We start from the raw sequence: 20,004 nt of genomic DNA on the forward strand, positions 1-20,004 counted from the left end.
ACGCGTGGATGCTGTCAGCGACTGTCGCATCGGCCTGATACAGTAGTTCCCCCGAGGCGCGCACGCGCGCTGTCAGACGTCACGCTGTTCATTGTCAACCAAGCGGCCCTGATCCAGTGGATACCTCATCCCCGAAACCCGACCCGTCGTCCAACCACGCCATTCGTATTCGTGGCGCCCGCCAGCACAATCTCAAGAATCTCGACGTCGATCTCCAGACCGGTGAAATGACCGTCGTGACCGGCCCGTCCGGTTCCGGCAAGTCGAGCCTGGTCTTCGACACGCTGTTTGCCGAAGGCCAGCGCCGCTACGTCGAAACCTTCAGTGCCTACGCCCGCCAGTTCCTCGACCGCATGGATCGTCCGCAGGTCGATCACGTGGAAGGCGTGCCGCCGGCCATCGCCATCGATCAGACCAACCCCGTGCGCAGCTCGCGCTCGACGGTCGGCACGATGACCGAACTCAACGACCACCTCAAGCTGCTGTTCGCCCGCGCGGCGGCGCTGTTCGATCGCGAGACGGCACAGCCGGTGCGACACGACACCCCCGAGACGATCTACGCCGACCTGATGGCGCGCACCGCGCCGGGCGATCCGCGTCTGGTCGTTACGTTCCCCGTCGAGTTGCCCGGCAGTGTCACCGCCGACGAGGTCGAACAGTGGCTCTCGGCATCGGGCTACACGCGCGTGCAGGCCGAACGCGAAGTCGCATCGGCTGACGGCGCGCGCAAGGTGCTCGATGTCGTCGCCGACCGCTTCCGCCTGCAGAACACCGAGAAGGCACGCGCGATGGAAGCCATCGAGGCGTCGCTCAAGCGCGGGCGCGGCCGTGTGAATGTCTACGTGCTGGCCGACGAGGGTGAGCCCGACATCTGGCGCTATTCGCAGGATCTGCACTGCCCCGACAGCGACCTGCACTACGCCGATCCGCAACCGGCGCTCTTCTCGTTCAACTCGGCCTATGGCGCCTGCGAAGCCTGTCGCGGGTTCGGCCGCGTGATCGGTGTCGACCTCGGTCTGGTGATCCCGGACGAGCGCAAGACGCTGCGCGGTGGCGCGATCAAGACCATTCAGACGCCGGCGTGGAAAGAGATTCAGGATGACCTGCTCGAATACGCGGGCAAGGCGAGCATTCCGCGCGATACGCCCTGGTCGAAACTCTCGCCCGAGCATCGCGAGTGGGTCATTGAAGGCGATCCCGACTGGAAAGGCGAGTGGAACAAGCAGTGGTACGGCATCCGCCGCTTCTTCGGCTATCTGGAGTCGAAGGCGTACAAGATGCACATTCGCGTGTTGCTCTCGAAGTACCGCAGCTACACCACGTGCGAGACCTGCGGCGGTGCACGCCTGAAGACGGAGGGTTTGCTCTGGCGGCTCGGCTCGAAGGAGAACGCCGACGCGGTTCTGCCGCCCGCCCAGCGCGTCATGCCGCGTGGCGTGGCGTGGTCGCGCGAGGCGCTCGAAGCGCTGCCCGGCCTCACCATGCACGACCTGATGCTCATGCCGATTTCGCGTGTGCGTCAGTTCTTCGATTCGCTCACGTTGCCGTCGAGCCTGCTCGACGACGCCCTCAAGCTGTTGCAGGAAGAGGTCGGCACGCGGCTGAAGTATCTGTGCGACGTCGGCATCGGCTACCTCACGCTCGACCGCCAGAGCCGCACACTCTCGGGCGGCGAAGTGCAGCGTATCAATCTGACGACGGCGCTCGGCACGTCGCTCGTCAATACGCTCTTCGTGCTCGACGAGCCGAGTATCGGCCTGCATCCGCGCGATATGGACCGCATTGTCGCCGCCATGCATCGCCTGCGTGACGCGGGCAATACGCTGGTCGTGGTCGAGCACGATCCGGCGGTGATGCTGGCCGCCGACCGCGTGATCGACATGGGGCCGGGGCCGGGGGAGCGCGGCGGCCAGATCGTCTTCGACGGCACACCCGAGGAAGTGCGCCATGCCGACACGCTGACCGGCAGCTATCTGGGCGGACGCAAGCACGTGGCGAACGCGTCGAACTGGCGCGCGCGTCCGGTCGACGCCGCGACGCCTCGCCTCGCGCTGACCGGCGTGCGCGAACACAACCTCAAGCAGGTCAGCGTCGAGATTCCGCTCGGCCGGCTCGTGTGCGTGACCGGCGTGTCCGGGTCGGGCAAATCGACGCTGGTGCAGGACGTGCTCAACCCGGCACTGGCGCGTCACTTCGGCGACCCGACCGAAGCCCCCGGGGCCCACGACGAACTCATCGGCGCCGAACAATTGTCGGGCGTGGTGTTCGTCGATCAGTCGCCCATCGGCAAGACGGCACGCTCGAACCCGGCGAGCTACGTCGGCGCCTTCGACGAGATTCGAAAGCTGTTCGCGGCCGTGCCGGCGGCGCTGCAACGCGGCTACAACGCCAGCACCTTCAGCTTCAATTCCGGCAACGGGCGCTGCCCGACATGCGGCGGCTCGGGCTTCGAGCACGTGGAGATGCAGTTCCTGAGCGACGTGTACCTGCGCTGCCCGGACTGCGACGGCAAGCGCTATCGCGCCGAAGTGCTCGACGTGAAGATTCAACGCGCCGTACCCGGTGAAGCGATGCGCGAGTTGAGCGTGTCGGATGTGCTGGAGTTGACCGTCAACGAGGCGGTGAAGCTGTTCTCGTCGGATCGCGACGTGTTGCGCGTCTTGCAGCCAATCGTCGACGTGGGTCTCGAATACGTCAAGCTCGGTCAGCCGGTGCCCACGCTCTCCGGCGGCGAAGCCCAGCGCCTGAAGCTTGCGGGTTTCCTGGCGGAAGCGGCGCAGAAGAAGACGGCGAGCGGACAGAAGGTAGCGCATCGCGGTCGGCTCTTCATCTTCGACGAACCGACAACAGGGCTGCATTTCGACGACATCGCCAAGCTCATGCGCGCGTTCGCCAAGCTGCTCGACGGCGGCAACTCGCTGCTCGTCATCGAACACAATCTCGATGTGGTGCGCGCGGCCGACTGGATCATCGACCTCGGGCCCGAAGGCGGCGAGGGCGGCGGCGAAGTGCTGTGCGCGGGTACGCTCGCGCAGGTGGTGGCGTGCGAGGGGTCGCACACCGGGCGCGCCCTGGCCGACTATGAGCGCAATATCGTGGCGCCCGGCCGATCAGCGGCGGTGGCCAGCGCCGATGGCGATCCGGGTATGCCGCTGCAAACGGCCTTGCGCGCGGCGCGCACGCAGCGCAAGCCGGCCGGCGGCAACGACATTCGTATCGTCAACGCCCGCGAGCACAACCTGAAAGCGCTCGACGTCGCGATTCCGCGCGGCAAGTTCAGTGTGATCACGGGGGTCTCGGGATCGGGCAAGTCGACGCTGGCGTTCGACATCCTCTTCAACGAAGGGCAGCGCCGTTATCTCGAATCGCTCAACGCCTATGCGCGATCCATCGTGCAACCGGCAGGGCGCCCGGAAGTGGATGCGGTGTACGGCATTCCGCCGACGGTCGCCATCGAGCAGCGCCTCTCGCGCGGCGGACGCAAGAGTACGGTGGCGACCACAACCGAAGTCTGGCACTTCCTGCGTCTGCTGTACGTCAAGCTCGGCATTCAACACTGCATTCACGACGGTTCGCCCGTAACGGCGCAAAGCCCCGATTCCATCGTCGCGCAACTGATGCGCGATCGGCGTGGCCAGCATGTGGGGCTGCTCGCGCCGCTGGTCGTGGGGCGCAAGGGGATCTACACCGATCTCGCGAAGTGGGCCAAGGCGCGCGGGCATTCGCATCTGCGTGTCGATGGCGTGTTCCTGCCGGTCGACCCGTGGCCGAAGCTCGATCGATTCCGCGAGCACACCATCGAACTGCCGGTGGGCGACGTGATCGTCACGCCCGAGACCGAAGGCTTGCTGCGCACGCTGCTGGCGGCGGCGCTCGAGCAAGGCAAGGGTGTGATGCATCTGCTCGCGCCGCTCGACGGTCTTGGCGACGCCATGAGCCGCGAACAGCCGGGCGAAGGCGTGGGCCAGATCGAGGTGTTCTCGGTCAAGCGCGCCTGCCCGGTGTGCGGCACGAGCTATCCGGATCTCGATCCGCGCATGTTTTCGTTCAACAGCAAGCATGGCTGGTGTCAAACGTGTGTGGGCACGGGCCTGGCGCTCACGCGCGAGCAGCGCGACGCATTCGACGACACCGTGCTCAATCAGGACAACCGGGGGCGCGAGCATTCGTTGCCGTCGGAGGAGCAGGAGCCGGAGGGCGTGGGTGATCAGCCGTGTCCGGATTGCCACGGGGCACGGCTCAATACCGTCGCGCGCGCGGTGACGTTCGACGAGCACGCGATCTCCGGCGTGGCGCAGTGGACCGTGACCGATGTGCGCGAGTGGATCGAAGGCCTCGAATTGCACGGTCGCGAGGCGAGCATCGCGCGCGACCTGATCAGTGAGATTCAGGGACGTCTGGCATTTCTCGAGGAAGTCGGGCTGGGCTACCTCACGCTCGATCGCGCGGCGCCGACGCTCTCGGGCGGCGAGTCGCAGCGCATTCGACTGGCGGCGCAGCTCGGCAGCAATCTGCAGGGTGTTTGCTATGTGCTCGACGAGCCGACCATCGGCCTGCACCCGCGTGATAACGGCATTCTGCTCGGCGCGTTGCGCAAGTTGGGTGACCAGGGCAACACGCTGGTCGTGGTCGAGCACGACGAAGACACGATTCGCCGCGCGGATCACATCATCGACATCGGTCCCGGTGCGGGCAAACGTGGCGGCACGCTGGTCGCGCAGGGCAGCGTCGCCGATCTGGCCTCGCACCCCGAGTCGCTGACCGGCAAGTTCCTGGCGCAACCGTTGCAACACCCGATTCATCCGCGCCGTGAAGTCGTTGCGCCTTCGACCGGCGTCGAGGCGGTGCCGCTGAACTGGCTGACGGTGCATGGCGCCACGCTCCACAACCTGAAGGACGTGACGGCGTCGTTGCCGTTGGCGCGACTCACGGCCATTACCGGCGTGTCGGGGTCGGGCAAATCGACGCTCGCACGCGACGTGCTGATGACGAACCTGCTCGACGCGGTGGGGCGTTCGGTGCTGTCGTCACCTGCCGAGCGACGTGCCCGCAAGGGCACGGTGCGTCACGCGGTGAAGGCGGACGGTAAGCCGCGTGCGACGTCGGCGGCACCGGCGGTGCCTCGCGGTCCTGTGGTGCACGCGTGGCACGGTTGCGCGTCGGTGACCGGCTGGGAGGCGATCGACCGCGTGCTCGAAGTCGATCAGACGCCCATCGGCAAGACACCGCGCTCGTGCCCGGCCACGTATATCGGCTTCTGGGACACGATTCGCCGCTTGTTTGCCGATACGCTCGAAGCGCGCGCCCGTGGTTATGCGGCGTCGCGCTTCTCATTCAACACTGGCGAAGGCCGTTGTCCGGCGTGCGAGGGGCAGGGCGTGCGCACCATCGGCATGAGCTTCCTCGCCGACGTGAAGGTGCTGTGCGACGTCTGTCACGGTCAGCGGTTCAACGCCGAGACGCTGGCCGTCACTTGGCGCGGCAAGAGCATCGGCGACGTGCTGACGATGGAGGTCGACGAAGCCGTCGAGTTTTTCGCGTCGATGCCGAGCATTGCGCATCCGTTGCAACTGATGCAGGACGTCGGTCTCGGCTATCTCACGCTGGGGCAGCCGTCGCCGACGTTGTCGGGGGGCGAGGCACAGCGCATCAAGCTCGTGACGGAGTTGACCAAGGTGCGCGATGACGTCACGCGCCGCGGGCAGAAGACGCCGCACACGCTGTATGTGCTCGACGAGCCCACGGTCGGCCTTCACATGGCGGACGTGGCGCGTCTGATCCATGTGCTCCATCGGCTGGTGAATGGCGGGCACACTGTCGTCGTCATCGAGCACAACCTCGATGTGATTGCCGAAGCCGACTGGATCGTCGATATGGGCCCGGAGGGCGGCAAGCACGGCGGGATGGTCGTCGCCGCGACGTCGCCCGATGCGCTGACGCAGGTCGCGGCCAGCCACACCGGCATCGCCCTCAAGCCGGTACTCGGCCACTAGCGCACTCAATACGCCACAGGCGGGGATCGAGCGACATACGTCTCGCTCGGTTCCCGCCTGTGCGCAGACGTTCCCCTTCCGTTGTCATGACGCTCGGCCGTCGTCCAGCCGTCGTTACGCCGGCTTGTATGGACGTCGAGGCTCGATGCGGGATGCGTCGCGCCAATTATTTCTAAAACAGAAATTACAAATGGACAAATATCGTCTTTATTGCAATTTACGATGCCAATAGACTGCAATTGTCGACGATGAATTGAACATCGCCGCGACTCAAACAGACAGGAGAAAACATCATGAAGCGCGCTCTTATTACCTCAGCCCTGGTTTCCGCAATGTTGGCCGTGTCGGCCGGTTCGGCCTTTGCCAGCGATGCCTTCGACGGCCCGACGGAATTCTCGTGGGTGCCGCAAACCAGCATGCTGACCCGCGCTCAGGTCGGTCAGGAACTGGCGCAAGCCCAGCAAGCCGGTCTGCTGCAGCAACACGATTCGGTTTATCCGAAGACGATCGCCAACTCGGGCGCTGCAGCGGTAGCTGCGACCCCGGGGTCGATCATCAACCTCGCCCTTGCTGGCAGCACGTACTTCGGTAGCTGATTCGCGTCACCCATCGCAGTACTGGCGGCACCTCCCGTGAGCCAGCGCCTGTGCGGCGCATCGCGACTCCGGGTCGCTGCCTCCGATAACAAATCGGCCACATCGCGTGGCCGATTTTGTTTTGTGCTTTCCCCCTTTGCGATGCGTCGCGCCCTGTGGACAAATCTGTCGATAACCCTGTGGGTAAGCTGTGGCACACCTGTGACCAAGCTGTGGATTTCCGGTGGGCAAGTCGCCCCGCATTGGCCCAAGGTACCCGTCGGAAACGGCTCACTTGCTCACTTCGCGACACGTCTGTTGGAGTATCATGCGCGGCAGCCGGTGGTGGGTAGGGAACCGGCGCCGCCGTCATGTGACCGTCACGAAAATGTCATGTATCCGGCGTAGGCTCCTTGCCCATTTCACAAGGATTTCGCATGGATTATCTGCAAGTGCTCGTGCTCGCGATTGTGCAGGGCGTGGCGGAGTTGCTTCCCGTGTCGAGTTCGGCACACGTGATCATGGCCGAGAAGCTGATGGGTCTCGACCCGTCGGCGCCCGCCATGACGTTGTTGCTCGTCATGCTGCACACCGGCACGATGCTCGCCGTCATCGTCTATTTCTGGAAGTCGTGGCGCGAGCGCTATTTCTCGTCGAAGCACGATTTCATGCATAACGCGAAGCAAGTCGTCATCGCGACGGGCTTCACGGGCGTGATCGGGCTGGCCTTGATGCTGTTTATCGAGAAGGTCTTGATGCGTGGCTCCGAACACGCCGAGATCGAGCACTTGTTCGGCAATCTGTACATCATCTCCGGCGGCCTCGCGATGGCGGGCATCCTGATTCTGATCTCGGGCAGTAAGCGTCCGCCGATGGGCGATCGCCCGTTGCGGGGTGCCGACTCCGCCTGGATCGGCGCGGTGCAGGGCTTGTGCCTGCCGTTCCGTGGTTTCTCGCGCTCGGGATCGACCATCTCGACGGGAATGATGCGCGGGCTCGATAAAATTCGTGTCGAGGAATTCAGCTTCGCGCTGGCCGTGGTGCTCACGCCGCCGGTGATCGCCAAGGAGGCGTACCGTCTGTACAAGTCGGGCGGCGCGCAATCGTTCTCCGGCCACTACATGACGGTGCTCACGCCGAGCCTCGTCGGCATGGTGTTCAGCTTCCTCGCCGGTCTGGTGGCGCTGCGCTGGTTGTCCCGCTGGCTCGAACACGGCCGCTGGTATCTGTTCGGCATCTACTGCCTCGTGGCCTCGGGTGTCGTGCTGGCGGCGAGCCAATATCTGTAATCGGTCAGGTGACGTCTTGCGTGGGCGGCGTGCCAGACGCTGCCCATGCCATGCCCACAGGCGTCACACCAGTCCCGCCACGACCTCCAAAAACGCGGCAATCGCCCGCGACGCCCGCCGCTGCGCGAGACACACAACGACCGTTGTCGTCTCCACGCGTGCGTCGCTGATCGATACGGTGGCAAGTCGCGCGTCGGGCGTGTGCTCACGCGCCGACACCGCAGCGATTCCCAGCCCCAGAATGACCGCCTCGCGAATCGCTTCGCGACTGCCGATCTCCATCGCCACGGTCGGTGTCACCCCCGCCGCTTGCAACGCCGCTTCGAGCGCGTGACGCGTAGTCGATCCCGGCTCGCGCATGAGCATCGGTTCGTCCGCCAGCGCCGCGAGCGGTACGCTGCGTCGCTTGGCGAACCGGTGCGCGCGCGGCACCAACAGCACGACCGGATGGGTGCGATAGGGCACGGCATGCAGACGCGCGTCGTCGTGATAGCGCGCGAGCACCGCCACGTCCGTGCGGTAGGCCAGCAGGCTCTCGATCATCTCTTCGGAGTTGCCCGGCCGCATGGAAATGCGAATGCCCGGGTAACGCGGCTGGAATGCCGCCACAATCTCCATCGCGTGATGCGGTCCGACGGCACCCAGGCGTAGTTCGCCGGTGCGCAGCTCGCCATGCTCCTTGAGCAGACCAAGCGCCTCGGCTTCGTCGGAGAAGATGCGCAGGCTCACCGCATACAACGATTTTCCGGTCGGCGTGAGCGTCAGTCCACGACCGTGCCGGTAGAACAGTTCGACACCGTAGGTCTCCTCCAGCGCACGAATCTGCGTGGTCATCGTGGGCTGGCTCACATGCAGCGCCTGGGCCGCGCGCGTCACGCTGCCGTGGTGCGCCACCGCATGGAACGAGCGCAGTTGGGTAATCCGCATCGATGACGCTCCCGTGACGAGGTATAGGTTTTACCAATACTTTGACGAAAAATTGTGAATTGGAAGTATAGGACGGTCCTCACCATAATCCAGCTCAATCTTCGTCAATCGATCGCAGCGCCTGCGGGTGCAGCGGCACCTCCTCACCATGACTGCATGTTCACGTTTCCATAATCCGGTCGATGTTAGGTTCGGCGCGGGTGCCCTTGCTCAGTTGCCCGAACTGGTCGGCGAGCGGCGGGTTGTGCTCGTCACCATGCCCGAAGCGCGGGCGCTCGGCATGACGGGGCGAGTCGAAGCGCTGCTCGGGCAACGGCTGGCAGGGACGATCGATCGAGTCAGCCCGAACCCGGATGTGCGCGAACTCGCCCCGATGTATAGCGATTTCTGGCGGCGGTACGGCCAGTGCGAGGTGGTCGTGGCGCTGGGCGGCGGCAGCGCGCTGGACACGGCCAAGCTGCTGATGGTCGCGGGCGAGGACGATCGCTTTGCGACGCTCGTCGATGCGCTTGATGCGGGGGGCGACTTCCGGCCATCGCGGACCAAGCGGCTCATCACCGTTCCGACGACGGCGGGCACCGGCAGCGAAGTCACCCCGTGGGCCACGTTGTGGGATCGTCATGTGAAGCACAAGAAGTACTCGCTGCATTTACCCGAGACGTGGCCGGAGGCGGCGATTGTCGATCCGCAACTGACGCGCTCGCTGCCGCACGCCGTAACGCTGCAAAGCGGGCTCGACGCCCTCTCGCACGCGCTCGAGGCGATCTGGAACGTCAACGCCAATCCGATTTCCGACACCTTCGCCGTGACGGCGGCGCGCGACATGATGCGCGTGTTGCCGCAGCTGATGGTGTCGCTGGACGACGAGGCGTTGCGCGCTCAGGCGGCGCTTGCGGCACTGCAAGCGGGCATGGCGTTCTCCAACACGAAGACCGCGTTGGCGCATTCCATTTCGTACGACATGACGATTCGACATGGACTCCCGCACGGCATTGCGTGCTCGTTCACCTTGCCGGCGGTGATGCGTCTGGCGATAGGCCGCCGTGCCGATCGCGACGCGGTGCTGGCGCAGGTGTTCGACGGCGACATTGGCCGCGCCCCGGACAAGCTCACCGCGTTTCTCAACGGTTTGGGCGTGGCGACCGAGTTTTCAGCCTATGGCGTGTCCGAGCCTGAATCGAGTGCGATGATCGCCGCCGCGCTCGACGGCCCGCGCGGACGCAATTTCATCGGCGCTACCGCCTGATCGTCAGGTGGCCGCCACGGTCGTATGCGTTCGCGCGCATGCGTGTTTTCGCGTCTTACCCGCAGTCCCCGTAATCCGCATCATCAAAACATAGCCGCATGATCCAAAGGCGGCACCGAGACATCCAGGAGACAGACGCCCGGCGCAGACCGGTGCGTCGCAGCGCGCCGCCACGGCGCGGCGCATCAACAGGAGGCGCAATGGAACAGGTTCTCACGGGCGTGGGCGGCAGCGATGCCGTCACCGCCGAAAAAGCGGTGCGCACGGTCGCGCTGGCCAGCCTGATCGGCACGACCGTCGAATGGTATGACTTCTTCCTGTACGGCACCGTGACAGGCCTCGTCTTCAACAAGCTCTTCTTTCCCAGCGGCGATGCCTTCATTGCCACCGCGCTCGCCTATACGGTCTACGCGGTGGGCTTCGCCACGCGTCCGATCGGGGGCATCCTGTTCGGTCACTTCGGCGACCGGTTGGGACGCAAGCCATTGCTCATCGTCACGCTCTCCATCATGGGGGTGTCGACGTTCCTGATCGGACTGGTGCCGACCTACGACAGTATTGGCATGGCGGCCCCGCTGATTCTGCTGTTCCTGCGTCTGTTGCAGGGCATTGGCCTGGGCGGCGAATGGGGTGGCGCGGTGCTCATGGCGTTTGAGTACGCGCCGCGCGACCGGCGCGGGCGATTCGCGGCGTATCCGCAGATCGGGCTTGCCGTGGGGTTGTGCCTGTCGACCGGTGTGGTCGCGCTGCTCTCATCCACGCTGACGGATGCACAGTTCATGGCCTGGGGCTGGCGCCTGGCGTTCATGCTCAGCGTGGTGCTCGTGGCGGTGGGCATGTTCATCCGGCTGCGTGTACTGGAGACACCCGAGTTCGCGCGCATCAAGGACAGTCAGCGCGTCGCGCATGTGCCGCTCTCGGAGATTGCGCGCGATTACCGGCGTAACGTGCTGCTGGGCTGGGGCGCGCGTTACATCGATGGCGTGGTGTTCAATGTCTACGCGGTGTTCGCCATCTCGTATCTCGTTGGCACGCTGCACTTTCCGAAGACGCCGATCCTGCTGGCAGTCACGCTCGCGGCCATGGTGTTGATCGTCACGATTCCGTATGCCGCGAAGCTGTCGGACCGCGTGGGACGCCGTCGAGTGTTCGGCTGGGGCGCGTTGGCCTGCGGCGTGTCGGCGATACCGGCATTGGCGGTGATGCACTATGCGACGAGCGTCTGGTGGGTGTCGCTCGCGGTGATTGTGCCGCTGGGCGTTGTGTATGCGTTCGTTTATGGTCCCGAGGCGTCGATGTTCTGCGAACTGTTCGACACGCGGGTTCGTTACACGGGCATCTCGGTCGTGTATCAAGTGTCAGGAATCGTTTCCAGCTCGATCACACCGTTGGTGGCGGCGACGCTGTTCGAATACGGGGGTCACAAACCGTGGTGGATCGCGGTGTATGTGCTGGCGGTGGGATGCCTGTCCGCCGCGTGTGCGGCAGCGATGAAACGGACTTACTGAGGGGGAACGACGGGACGGGGATGCGTGTGGGGTGCCCGAGCATCGGGAATTCGGCAGGCCGGTGGATGGCTACCCGGCTTGCCGTTTTTTGCGCGGCTTACTGACCGAAGTAGATCGAACCGGCGCGATTCACCCGGCCCGGAACTTCATAGGCAGGGGCGACGGTCGTCGTTTGCGAAGTCGCTGCCACCGCACCCGGCTGGGCCTGCGTTTGAACTTGAACCTGCGCTTGCGTCCGCGTTTGCTGCGGTTGGGCGGCCGCTGGGGTATTCTCGGCGGCGCTCGCGGCACCTGCGCTCAATAGCGCGGCAGCGAAGGCCGAAGCGATCAGAATGGACTTCATTGTCATTTCTCCTGTCTGGCGAGACGTCCACCATGGGCGCCGTCATTGGCGCCAATCTACGCCCACGCAGGAAGGAGAAAAATGCGCTCCCGGAGAAGGGAGTATTGCTGAAAATGAAACAATAAAACGCCGAAAAGCGCGATTCACCGTGCGGGACAACGAGCCCGGACAATACGCGCCGCAGTGATGCGCCCAGTATCGCTTGGCGTCGAAGCGTTCAGCGACGCGTCACGCGCGCTTGCTGACGGCGCGTACGCGCGGCACGGCTGCGCAGATACGACGCGGTGAGCAGCGAGGCACTTGCCAGCAGAAGGAAAGAACCGAGGGCAGCCATGGTAATGCTCCTGTACGAGCCGGCGTCGTCCGCGGTGCGGTGCACCCTGCGAGCCACGACGTCGACTGACTTCATCATGTTGTCACTCTACTGCTGTCGCACTTGGCGATAAACCCCATCCGATCAAACAAGTTGTTGCGCGCCGCGACATTTCCCTCTAATTCGTGCTGCGATCCGCCTCAGACCGGTGGTATCCACCGCTGTTGTCGGCATTAACCAATTGATTTTCATTGGTTTTTTGGAATTCGGCAATCTACGGGACGCCGACGCCGCAGCGTTGCGAAAAAACCACGGGTTTTCCCTAGGATTGGCCGATATTCAGGCAATGGTCGGCGCAGCGCAGCAAAAGGGGGGGGCGGCGGCAGATTCGGTCCGGCTGAGCGGTGCGCGTCTGCTACCGGGTCCGACGCCGATGCTCGTCAGTGGCCGCGCGAAAGCAGCACCGGTGCCTGGGCAATCAAATAGAGCACGGCGCCGATCAGTCCACCGACGAGTGTGCCGTTGATGCGGATGTACTGCAGGTCCTGCCCGACGCTCAGGCGGATTTGCTGTGACAGGTGCTCGGCGTTCCAGCCGTGTACCGTTGCGCGAATGTGCTCCGTCACGAAGTCGGCAAAGCCCGGTGCCATGCGCTCGGCCGCATCCAGCAATTGCGCGTCGAGCGCTTTGCGCAGCGAGTCGCTTCGCGCCAGCTCCTGACCCATCCACGCGGCCGCGCCGGTAATCTTGGCGCCGATCACCGAGTCGTCGCGCGCGAGGTCGCGCCTCACCCAGCTTCGCCACTCGTTCCACAGACCGCCGACATAGGCGTTCAACGCGGTGTCGCCTTTCAGTTGGGTCTTGAAAGCATCGAGCTTCGACTGAAAGTCGGCGTCGTGCTTGAGCCGCTCGATCAGCCTCGCGAGCGCGCGATCGAACGCCTGACGCAATTGATGCGATTCGTCCGCTTCCATTTGCGCCAGCAGGCGCGTGACGGCCGCCGAAATCATGTCGGAGCCCTTGTTGCCGATCCACTCCGACGGCAGCACCTTCTCCTTCTTCGGATGATCGCTCTTGAGCCAGTCGACGATGCGCGCCGAAATGAATTCGCGCGTCTGCGGTTCGTTCAGGAGTTCGACGAGGTAGTCGAGCGTCTCGTCGAGCAGCGCTTGATGACGGCCGTCGCGCGTGAGCGTGTCGAGCATGGCGGCCGCCGATTGTGACAGGTCGAGCCGGTCGATCATCGTGTCGAGCGCGCGGCGGATAAAGGCCTGCACGTTGCGCTCGTCCATCACATCGAGCACCCCGCTGGCCACTTTCACCAGCACCGCGCTCAACTGACGCGTGTTTTCGTACGAGCCGAGCCAGTGCGTGACGGCGTCCGCCGGGTTCTGTTGCCGGATGAGCCGAACGACCGAGGGGGTGTCGAGAAACTTCTCGCGCACGAAGCGGGCGAGACCGTCGCCGAGGGCGTCTTTCTTGCGAATCAGGATGTTCGTGTGCCGCGCGAGCCCCGGAATCGGAATGCGCCGGAACAGGGCTTCGACCGCGAACCAGTCCGCCAGTCCGCCGACCATCGCGGCTTCGGCCGCCGCCCGGATCCAGCCCGTAACGAAGTGCTCGGGCATGAAGAGCGTGGCGACAAAGATCACCAGCGCGGCCAGAAGAAACCACAGGGCGCGACGCTCGGCGCGTTGCAGGGCGATGGCGGGGTCCATGCGCAGCCGGCTCCTAAAATACAAAGACGCCCGACAGGTTACCCCGTCGGGCGTCCAATGATAAGCCGCTAACCGATCGACTTATCGTCGTGCGATTACCCGCGTTGCTTCGCCTTCAGTTCGAGTCGGTACTTGTGCAGCAGCGGCTCGGTGTAGCCGCTGGGCTGCGTCAGACCTTCGAACACCAGGGCGCTCGCGGCCTTGAATGCCAGCGAGTCGTCGAAGTTCGGCGCCATCGGACGATAGTGCGCATCGCCCGCGTTCTGCTTGTCGACCACGGCGGCCATGCGCTTCAGGGTCTCTTCGACCTGTGCGCGCGTGATGACGCCGTGACGCAGCCAGTTCGCCAGATGCTGGCTCGAAATGCGCAGCGTGGCGCGGTCTTCCATCAGGCCGATGTCGTTGATGTCCGGCACCTTCGAGCAACCCACACCCTGATCGATCCAGCGAACGACGTAGCCCAGAATGCCCTGCGCGTTGTTCTCGATCTCCTTGCGGATTTCGTCGGCGGACCATTCGGCCTTGGCCACGACCGGCACCGTCAGCAGGCCCGTGAGCAGCGTGTCGCGCTCCTTCGCGTAGTCGATCTTCTCGAGTTCCTGCTGGACGGCCTGCACGTCGACCATGTGATAGTGCAGGGCGTGCAGCGTGGCCGCGGTCGGCGACGGCACCCAGGCGGTGTTCGCCCCGGCCTTCGGATGCGCGATCTTCTGCTCGAGCATGGCTTGCATCAGGTCCGGCATGGCCCACATACCCTTGCCGATCTGTGCGCGTCCCCGCAGGCCGGCGGCCAGACCCACGAGCACGTTGCTCTTCTCGTAGGCCGTGATCCACGCCGACGACTTCATGTCGCCCTTGCGCATCATCGGACCGGCTTCCATCGCGGTATGCATCTCGTCGCCCGTGCGATCGAGGAAGCCCGTGTTGATGAATGCAACGCGCGCTGCGGCGGCGGCGATACAGGCCGAGAGGTTCACGCTCGTGCGGCGCTCTTCGTCCATGATGCCCATCTTGAGCGTGTTGCGCGGCAGGTCGTACAGCGCTTCGATGCGGCCGAACAGTTCGTCGGCGAAGGCCACTTCGGCCGGGCCGTGCATTTTCGGCTTCACGATGTAGATCGAGCCGGTGCGCGAATTCAGGCGATGCTTGCGGTCATGCAGCGAGGCGAGCACGGTGACCACGCCGTCGAGAATGCCTTCCGGAATCTCGCGGCCTTCGCGATCGGTGATCGCCGGGTTGGTCATCAGGTGACCGACGTTGCGGATGAACAGCAGCGAGCGGCCGTGCAGCTTCACGGGCTGGCCGTTGGCGCCGGTGTATTCACGGTCGGCGTTCAGGCGGCGCGTGAAGGTCTTGCCGCCCTTCTCCACGGCTTCCGTCAACGTGCCTTGCATCAGGCCGAGCCAGTTGCGATACAGGTCGACCTTGTCGTCGGCGTCCACGGCGGCGACCGAGTCTTCGCAGTCGATGATGGTCGTGACGGCGGCTTCGACGAGCACGTCCTTGATATGCGCCGCGTCGGTCTTGCCGATCGGGTGGCTGGCGTCGAACTGGATCTCGAAGTGCAGACCGTGGTGTTTGAGCAGCACGGCCGTCGGCGCCGCGGCGTCGCCTTGATAGCCGACGAACAGGGCAGGCGTGGCCAGGCCCGTCTCGCCGGTCTTGGTCGTGACGATGAGTTTGCCGTTCTCGACGCGATAGCCGGTGGCGTCCTTGTGCGAGCCGTCGGCCAGCGGCGCGGCCTGATCGAGGAAGCCGCGTGCGAAGGCGATCACGCGTTCGCCGCGCTTCGGGTTGTAGCCGGTGCCCTTTTCTGCGCCGTCCGTTTCAGGGATGGCGTCGGTGCCGTAGAGCGCGTCGTACAGGCTGCCCCAGCGCGCGTTGGCGGCATTCAGGGCGTAGCGGGCGTTGGAGAGCGGCACCACGAGCTGCGGACCGGCTTGCTCGGCAATTTCGTGGTCGACGTTGGCCGTCGTGGCCTGCACGCTGGCAGGCGCGGGCAACAGGTAACCGATCTTTTCGAGGAACGCGCGATAGGCCGCGGCGTCGGCGATGGGACCCGGGTTGGCACGGTGCCAGGCGTCGAGTTCGCTTTGCAGGCGGTCGCGTTCGGCGAGCAAGGCGCGATTCTTCGGGCCGAGGTCATGAACGATGGCGTCGAAGCCTTTCCAGAACGCATCGACATCGACACCGGTGCCCGGCAGGGCTTCCTTTTCGATGAACGCGATCAGGTTGTCTGCGACCGTCAGGCCGCCACGCTGGGAAGTGGAAGTCATGATGCTGTACTCGAGTTTGAAAACCAGGTTGACGCGATTTCGTCCAGTGACCTTGCCGAGACACCCACGCGGTTGGCGTGAGGATGACGACCGGGTGGTTGACGATAAGGGGCAGTCTTATATAAGACCCTGAGTGTAATCCTTCTCCGGTCGCTCGGAAACCCGGGATTTCGCGCCGTGATACGCCCGCAACTTATAGGCGGCATAAGGATTTGCGTATGAAGCCGGCGCCACGGGGCTTTGCGTCGGATACCGAAAGCGGGCGGTGCGGTTGCAGCATTCGGTATGGCATTTCACTTCATGAGAAATGGGGGCGCCGTACGCGGCGGTGACCGCTACGCGGATCGAGGTGCGTCGTGCCTGCGTTGAGGCGACGGGTACACTCATCGCTTGCACCGAATTTGCGCGATGCGGCCGCATCGAGCCATTCCCCCGAAAACATCTGCCCCGGAGGCATGAGTCGTGAAACAGATCTTGATGATGAGCAGTTCCCGCAAGGGCAACCAGGGCTATCTGGCGCATGCTGACGATCAGATGCACGCGGTGCTCGGCGATCGCGCGAAACGCGTGTTGTTTGTGCCGTACGCCGGGGGCATCACCTACAGTTACGACGAGTATGAAGCGCGCGTGAGGCCGACGTTCGAACGGCTGGGCTATGCCCTCGAGTCGATTCACCACCACAAGGATCCGCGCGCCGCCGTCGAGCAGGCGCAAGCCGTCGTGGTGGGCGGGGGCAATACGTTCGTGCTGCTCGATCGTCTGTACAACGCGGGCATCGTGGGCCTGCTGCGCGAGCGTGTGAGCGCGGGGATGCCTTACGTGGGGTGGAGCGCCGGGGCGAACGTGGTGTGCCCGACCATTCGCACGACCAACGACATGCCGATTGTCGAGCCGCCGACGCTCAAGGCGCTCAACCTGATTCCGTTCCAGGTGAATCCGCATTTCATCAGTGGGAAGCCTGCGGGGCACAACGGCGAATCGCGCGAGGAGCGGCTGGCCGAGTATCTGGCGATCAATCCGGACGAGCGCGTCGTTGCGATTCCAGAGGGCACGGCGTTGCATGTGCAGGGCGAGAACGCCACCGTACTCGGTGAATTCGACGCATTGCATTTCAAGCAGGGCGGTATCGTCGACAAACTCGCGACGGGTAGCACGTTTGCGCTGGCGTCGATCTGACGTCGATCGGATTCGCGGGGGCATCGTGCCATCGCGCAGATGACGGCCGGCCACGTGTCGGTCGGGTCTTCCGATATTTCCGAAAGCTGACTTTTTTGCGTCCAACGGCATTCTGCTGGTGCATTTCCGCTGGCAGAATGCGGCGTCAAATTTGTACATCTCGGAAAATGCGCGTATTCCATCGCATCAGCGACCGGCCGGAGATCTGCGCGCTCGTCGCCGCCGTCCTGAACGGCACGATCGGCGTGTTGACGCGAACCGGATTGGATCAAGGGGCTACGCCCGCGTTGATCGCCTTCTGGAAGTGCTTCGGCGCGTTCGTCGTGGTGTCGCTGCTTTGTGCCTGTCGTCACGAACTCGGCGCGCAGACCATTCGGCTGGCCCGTCGCTGGCCTCAGTTCGCATGCCTCGCGTTTCTCGGCATTTTCAGCCTTTACTACTTCGAGACGATGGCGTTCTCGCACGCATCGATTCCGCTCGTCTCGTTCCTCACGTATGCGGCGGGCGGCGCTACGCTCGCCCTGTCCGGTCGGTTTCTCGGGGAGACGACAACGCGTCGGAAGGCGGCCGCCTTTCTGGCAATCGTCCTCGGCGTCGGTGTGATGGGCCTGTTCGAAAGCGGCATCGACGGCAGCACGGCGGGCATCGCCCTGGCGCTGGCCGGTGGATGTGGCTACGCGCTGTTCATCTTCCTCGCCAAGTGGTTCAGGATCGGCTCGGGATTGCCGCAGCTCGTTTGGCTATTTGGGTTCGGCAGTGCGTTTCTGTCGATACCACTGATGCGCGAGGGATTCGCCATGCCCAGCGGCTTGGCCTGGATAACGCTATGCGCGCTCGTGCTGCTTCCAACGATCGGGGGCTTCTATTTCACCACGCGGGCGGTTGAGAGCGGTCAGGCCAGCAAAGTGCAGATCATCGAGACCAGCGACCCCCTGTTCGCGACGCTGTTCGGATTCGCGCTCTTCGGCGACCGGCTGAGTCGAGAAGGCATGCTCGGCGCAGGCTTCATCGCCATCGGACTCGTGATTGCGGTCTGGCATCGACCGGGGGATGGCGCAACGTCGGCGCGCTACGACGTGTAGCCCCTGCGCAAACGAAATCGCCGCCCAGGTGTGAGCCTTGGGCGGCGGTTTACCTGCACGCAGCAACGGCGACATCGGCGACGCCGACCCTTGTGCCGACAGCGACAGTGTCAGGACCGATGCGTGATCAGGCTTCGTCGTCGAGCCACGGCACTTCGACGTCGGTCAGGAACGCGACCATCGCGAGCGGACGCGCTTCATGGCGCCCCATCTTGCCATCGGCGCGGTGCCACACCACCTCGAAGGTTTCCGGATACTTTTCAGCGCTCAACCGTACGGTGCGCAGCTCTTCTTCGTCGGCCTCTTCGATGGGGCCGTCGAACGACAGCATGAGCGCCTGCGGCCACACACCATCTTCCGGGTCGTAGACCTTGTCGCCGTTGGGCACGTCGACCACCGCTTCGACGCCGATCGTTGCCGACGCTGCCACGATCATCTCGCCAAGGGCGCGCAGCAGCGCGGTCGCACGGGCGGAGTTGATCTGGCGCATGGCGAGATCGCCGCGCGTCAGCGCTTGTTCCAGCTTGGGATCGGTTTTTTGTTTGGACATGCGGTTCCTCGGTAAAACGTTAGCCACCACGCGGCAGCCATGCCATGTCGCTGCGACACCGGTGCGCTACGTGGGGTTCCGATGCTACCACCGTCGCGCATGCCGGGGCGCATTACAATGCGGGTTTTCGTTATTTACGCTTCGCCGGCGCAGTTGTTGTCGTCGACCCGCGCCATCTGGAGCCCGTTGTCATGGATTCGCCCAAGCCCGCCCAATCAGTTCAAGCTTCCCAAGCCGCCGCGTCCGGTGCCAGCGACGTCTATCTGCGTCTGCTCGGTGAGACCGCCAAGATCGACTGGAAGGATCTGGAATCGTTCTTCGCGCGCGGTGTGCTGCTGTATGTGGCGCCCGGCGTCGACCTCGTATCGGTCGCCGAGGCCGTTGCCAACGACGATAAGGCCACCGTGTCTCAATGGCTATCGTCGGCCTTGGTGCAGCGCATGCAAGCCGAGCAAGCCGCCGATTTCTCCGCGCGCACGCCGGAGCTTTGGGCGGTGGTTGTCGCGCCGTGGGTGCTCGTACAGGAACGCGGCATCGTTGCATGATGGCGTGACGCGCGCGCTGATAAACCCCCGTCAACGCGTCGAATTCGCTACTTCGTCATTACTCCGGAATTCCCGCTTCGATGAGGCGCCGCGTGCAGTCTTCCAACAGATCCTGCGCCACCGCCGACGCAAACGCATAGTCCGCGTCGAGCGATTCCGTCATTTCATGCGCCGTATACAGGCCGGCTTCGCGCGAGAGCGTGCCGGCCAGTTCGCGCGCGAAATCGTCGCTCAACGTTGAAAGCAGGCGGCGCTCTTCGAGCGGTAGCTGAAGCTTCGAGCGCGATAGCCACAGTTGCGCGAGCGTCGCGCCCTGCTTGTCCGTCATCCACTGCCCATGCTCGTAAAAGGCCGACAGACGCTCGGCCGTCAGCGCGAACAGCAGCGCGCGACGGGTGTTGAAATTCAGACGAATCGGAGTGGCTTCCGGCATGACGGCAACCGCAATAAGCGGACAAAATCG

At 64.3% G+C, this 20,004-nt stretch carries 14 protein-coding genes; 8 read left to right on the top strand and 6 right to left on the bottom strand.

The genetic code is table 11. From position 1 onward, the window contains the following. Positions 1-116 precede the first annotated feature (116 nt). From uvrA to PCE31107_RS00905, 3 genes are all read left to right on the top strand, one after another. Positions 117-5,993: an excinuclease ABC subunit UvrA gene (gene uvrA / locus PCE31107_RS00895; protein WP_150605925.1), complete on the top strand. Its 5,877-nt coding sequence runs from the start codon at positions 117-119 to the stop codon at positions 5,991-5,993. A 293-nt stretch (positions 5,994-6,286) separates the two neighbouring features. Then, positions 6,287-6,589 (top strand): DUF4148 domain-containing protein, encoded by a 303-nt coding sequence (locus PCE31107_RS00900; protein ID WP_130024451.1) that lies wholly within the window; start codon positions 6,287-6,289, stop codon positions 6,587-6,589. Positions 6,590-7,005: 416 nt separating this feature from the next. Then, on the top strand, positions 7,006-7,857 hold the full coding sequence (locus tag PCE31107_RS00905) for an undecaprenyl-diphosphate phosphatase (RefSeq protein WP_130024452.1): 852 nt from the start codon (positions 7,006-7,008) through the stop codon (positions 7,855-7,857). Between the two features lie 63 nt (positions 7,858-7,920). Here the strand turns inward: PCE31107_RS00905 and PCE31107_RS00910 are convergent, their stop codons facing one another. After that, entirely contained in the window at positions 7,921-8,784 is an 864-nt protein-coding gene (locus tag PCE31107_RS00910; protein WP_150605927.1) for a LysR substrate-binding domain-containing protein, read from the bottom strand. 148 nt (positions 8,785-8,932) lie between these two features. Here PCE31107_RS00910 and psrA point away from each other — a divergent pair, with 148 nt between their 5' ends. Continuing rightward, entirely contained in the window at positions 8,933-10,030 is a 1,098-nt protein-coding gene (psrA, locus tag PCE31107_RS00915; protein ID WP_150605929.1) for an iron-containing alcohol dehydrogenase PsrA, read from the top strand. Between the two features lie 200 nt (positions 10,031-10,230). Next, positions 10,231-11,538 (top strand): MFS transporter, encoded by a 1,308-nt coding sequence (locus PCE31107_RS00920; protein WP_150605931.1) that lies wholly within the window; start codon positions 10,231-10,233, stop codon positions 11,536-11,538. A 97-nt stretch (positions 11,539-11,635) separates the two neighbouring features. Here PCE31107_RS00920 and PCE31107_RS00925 read toward each other — a convergent pair whose 3' ends face one another. The 3 genes from PCE31107_RS00925 to PCE31107_RS00935 all read right to left on the bottom strand — a co-directional run bounded on the left by PCE31107_RS00925 (position 11,636) and on the right by PCE31107_RS00935 (position 16,188). Further along, a complete protein-coding gene (locus tag PCE31107_RS00925) occupies positions 11,636-11,881 on the bottom strand; it encodes a hypothetical protein (RefSeq protein ID WP_150605932.1) in 246 nt (81 codons plus the stop codon). 753 nt (positions 11,882-12,634) lie between these two features. Then, complete coding sequence (locus PCE31107_RS00930; protein WP_150605934.1) at positions 12,635-13,912, bottom strand: DUF445 domain-containing protein; 1,278 nt, start codon at positions 13,910-13,912, stop codon at positions 12,635-12,637. Between the two features lie 95 nt (positions 13,913-14,007). Beyond that, positions 14,008-16,188, bottom strand: a complete 2,181-nt coding sequence (locus PCE31107_RS00935) for a malate synthase G (RefSeq protein ID WP_150605936.1) — start codon at positions 16,186-16,188, stop codon at positions 14,008-14,010. Positions 16,189-16,650: 462 nt separating this feature from the next. Between PCE31107_RS00935 and pepE the strand changes: the two genes are divergently transcribed. Continuing rightward, positions 16,651-17,364, top strand: coding sequence for a dipeptidase PepE (gene pepE, locus PCE31107_RS00940; RefSeq protein ID WP_130024459.1), 714 nt, complete (start codon positions 16,651-16,653; stop codon positions 17,362-17,364). Positions 17,365-17,531: 167 nt separating this feature from the next. Beyond that, a complete protein-coding gene (locus PCE31107_RS00945; protein ID WP_150605938.1) occupies positions 17,532-18,446 on the top strand; it encodes a DMT family transporter in 915 nt (304 codons plus the stop codon). 127 nt (positions 18,447-18,573) lie between these two features. On the opposite strand, the gene PCE31107_RS00950 is transcribed toward PCE31107_RS00945, so the two are convergent. Beyond that, positions 18,574-18,996 (bottom strand): hypothetical protein, encoded by a 423-nt coding sequence (locus tag PCE31107_RS00950; protein WP_130024461.1) that lies wholly within the window; start codon positions 18,994-18,996, stop codon positions 18,574-18,576. 191 nt (positions 18,997-19,187) lie between these two features. Between PCE31107_RS00950 and PCE31107_RS00955 the strand changes: the two genes are divergently transcribed. Beyond that, a complete protein-coding gene (locus PCE31107_RS00955) occupies positions 19,188-19,541 on the top strand; it encodes a DUF2288 domain-containing protein (RefSeq protein ID WP_150562493.1) in 354 nt (117 codons plus the stop codon). Between the two features lie 58 nt (positions 19,542-19,599). Here PCE31107_RS00955 and PCE31107_RS00960 read toward each other — a convergent pair whose 3' ends face one another. Next, entirely contained in the window at positions 19,600-19,974 is a 375-nt protein-coding gene (locus PCE31107_RS00960; RefSeq protein WP_130024463.1) for a hypothetical protein, read from the bottom strand. Between the last annotated feature and the right edge of the window lie 30 nt (positions 19,975-20,004).

It is taken from the genome of Pandoraea cepalis (assembly GCF_902459625.1).
In the GTDB taxonomy this organism is placed as follows: domain Bacteria; phylum Pseudomonadota; class Gammaproteobacteria; order Burkholderiales; family Burkholderiaceae; genus Pandoraea; species Pandoraea cepalis.

Excerpts from the sequence above, each read along its gene's own strand:
- PCE31107_RS00900 (WP_130024451.1), top strand. The coding sequence starts at position 6,287 with ATGAAGCGCGCTCTTATTACCTCAGCCCTGGTTTCCGCAATGTTGGCC.
- PCE31107_RS00905 (WP_130024452.1), top strand. The coding sequence starts at position 7,006 with ATGGATTATCTGCAAGTGCTCGTGCTCGCGATTGTGCAGGGCGTGGCG.
- PCE31107_RS00910 (WP_150605927.1), bottom strand. The coding sequence starts at position 8,784 with ATGCGGATTACCCAACTGCGCTCGTTCCATGCGGTGGCGCACCACGGC.
- psrA (WP_150605929.1), top strand. The coding sequence starts at position 8,933 with ATGACTGCATGTTCACGTTTCCATAATCCGGTCGATGTTAGGTTCGGC.
- PCE31107_RS00920 (WP_150605931.1), top strand. The coding sequence starts at position 10,231 with ATGGAACAGGTTCTCACGGGCGTGGGCGGCAGCGATGCCGTCACCGCC.
- PCE31107_RS00925 (WP_150605932.1), bottom strand. The coding sequence starts at position 11,881 with ATGAAGTCCATTCTGATCGCTTCGGCCTTCGCTGCCGCGCTATTGAGC.
- PCE31107_RS00930 (WP_150605934.1), bottom strand. The coding sequence starts at position 13,912 with ATGGACCCCGCCATCGCCCTGCAACGCGCCGAGCGTCGCGCCCTGTGG.
- PCE31107_RS00935 (WP_150605936.1), bottom strand. The coding sequence starts at position 16,188 with ATGACTTCCACTTCCCAGCGTGGCGGCCTGACGGTCGCAGACAACCTG.
- PCE31107_RS00945 (WP_150605938.1), top strand. The coding sequence starts at position 17,532 with ATGCGCGTATTCCATCGCATCAGCGACCGGCCGGAGATCTGCGCGCTC.
- PCE31107_RS00950 (WP_130024461.1), bottom strand. The coding sequence starts at position 18,996 with ATGTCCAAACAAAAAACCGATCCCAAGCTGGAACAAGCGCTGACGCGC.
- PCE31107_RS00955 (WP_150562493.1), top strand. The coding sequence starts at position 19,188 with ATGGATTCGCCCAAGCCCGCCCAATCAGTTCAAGCTTCCCAAGCCGCC.
- PCE31107_RS00960 (WP_130024463.1), bottom strand. The coding sequence starts at position 19,974 with ATGCCGGAAGCCACTCCGATTCGTCTGAATTTCAACACCCGTCGCGCG.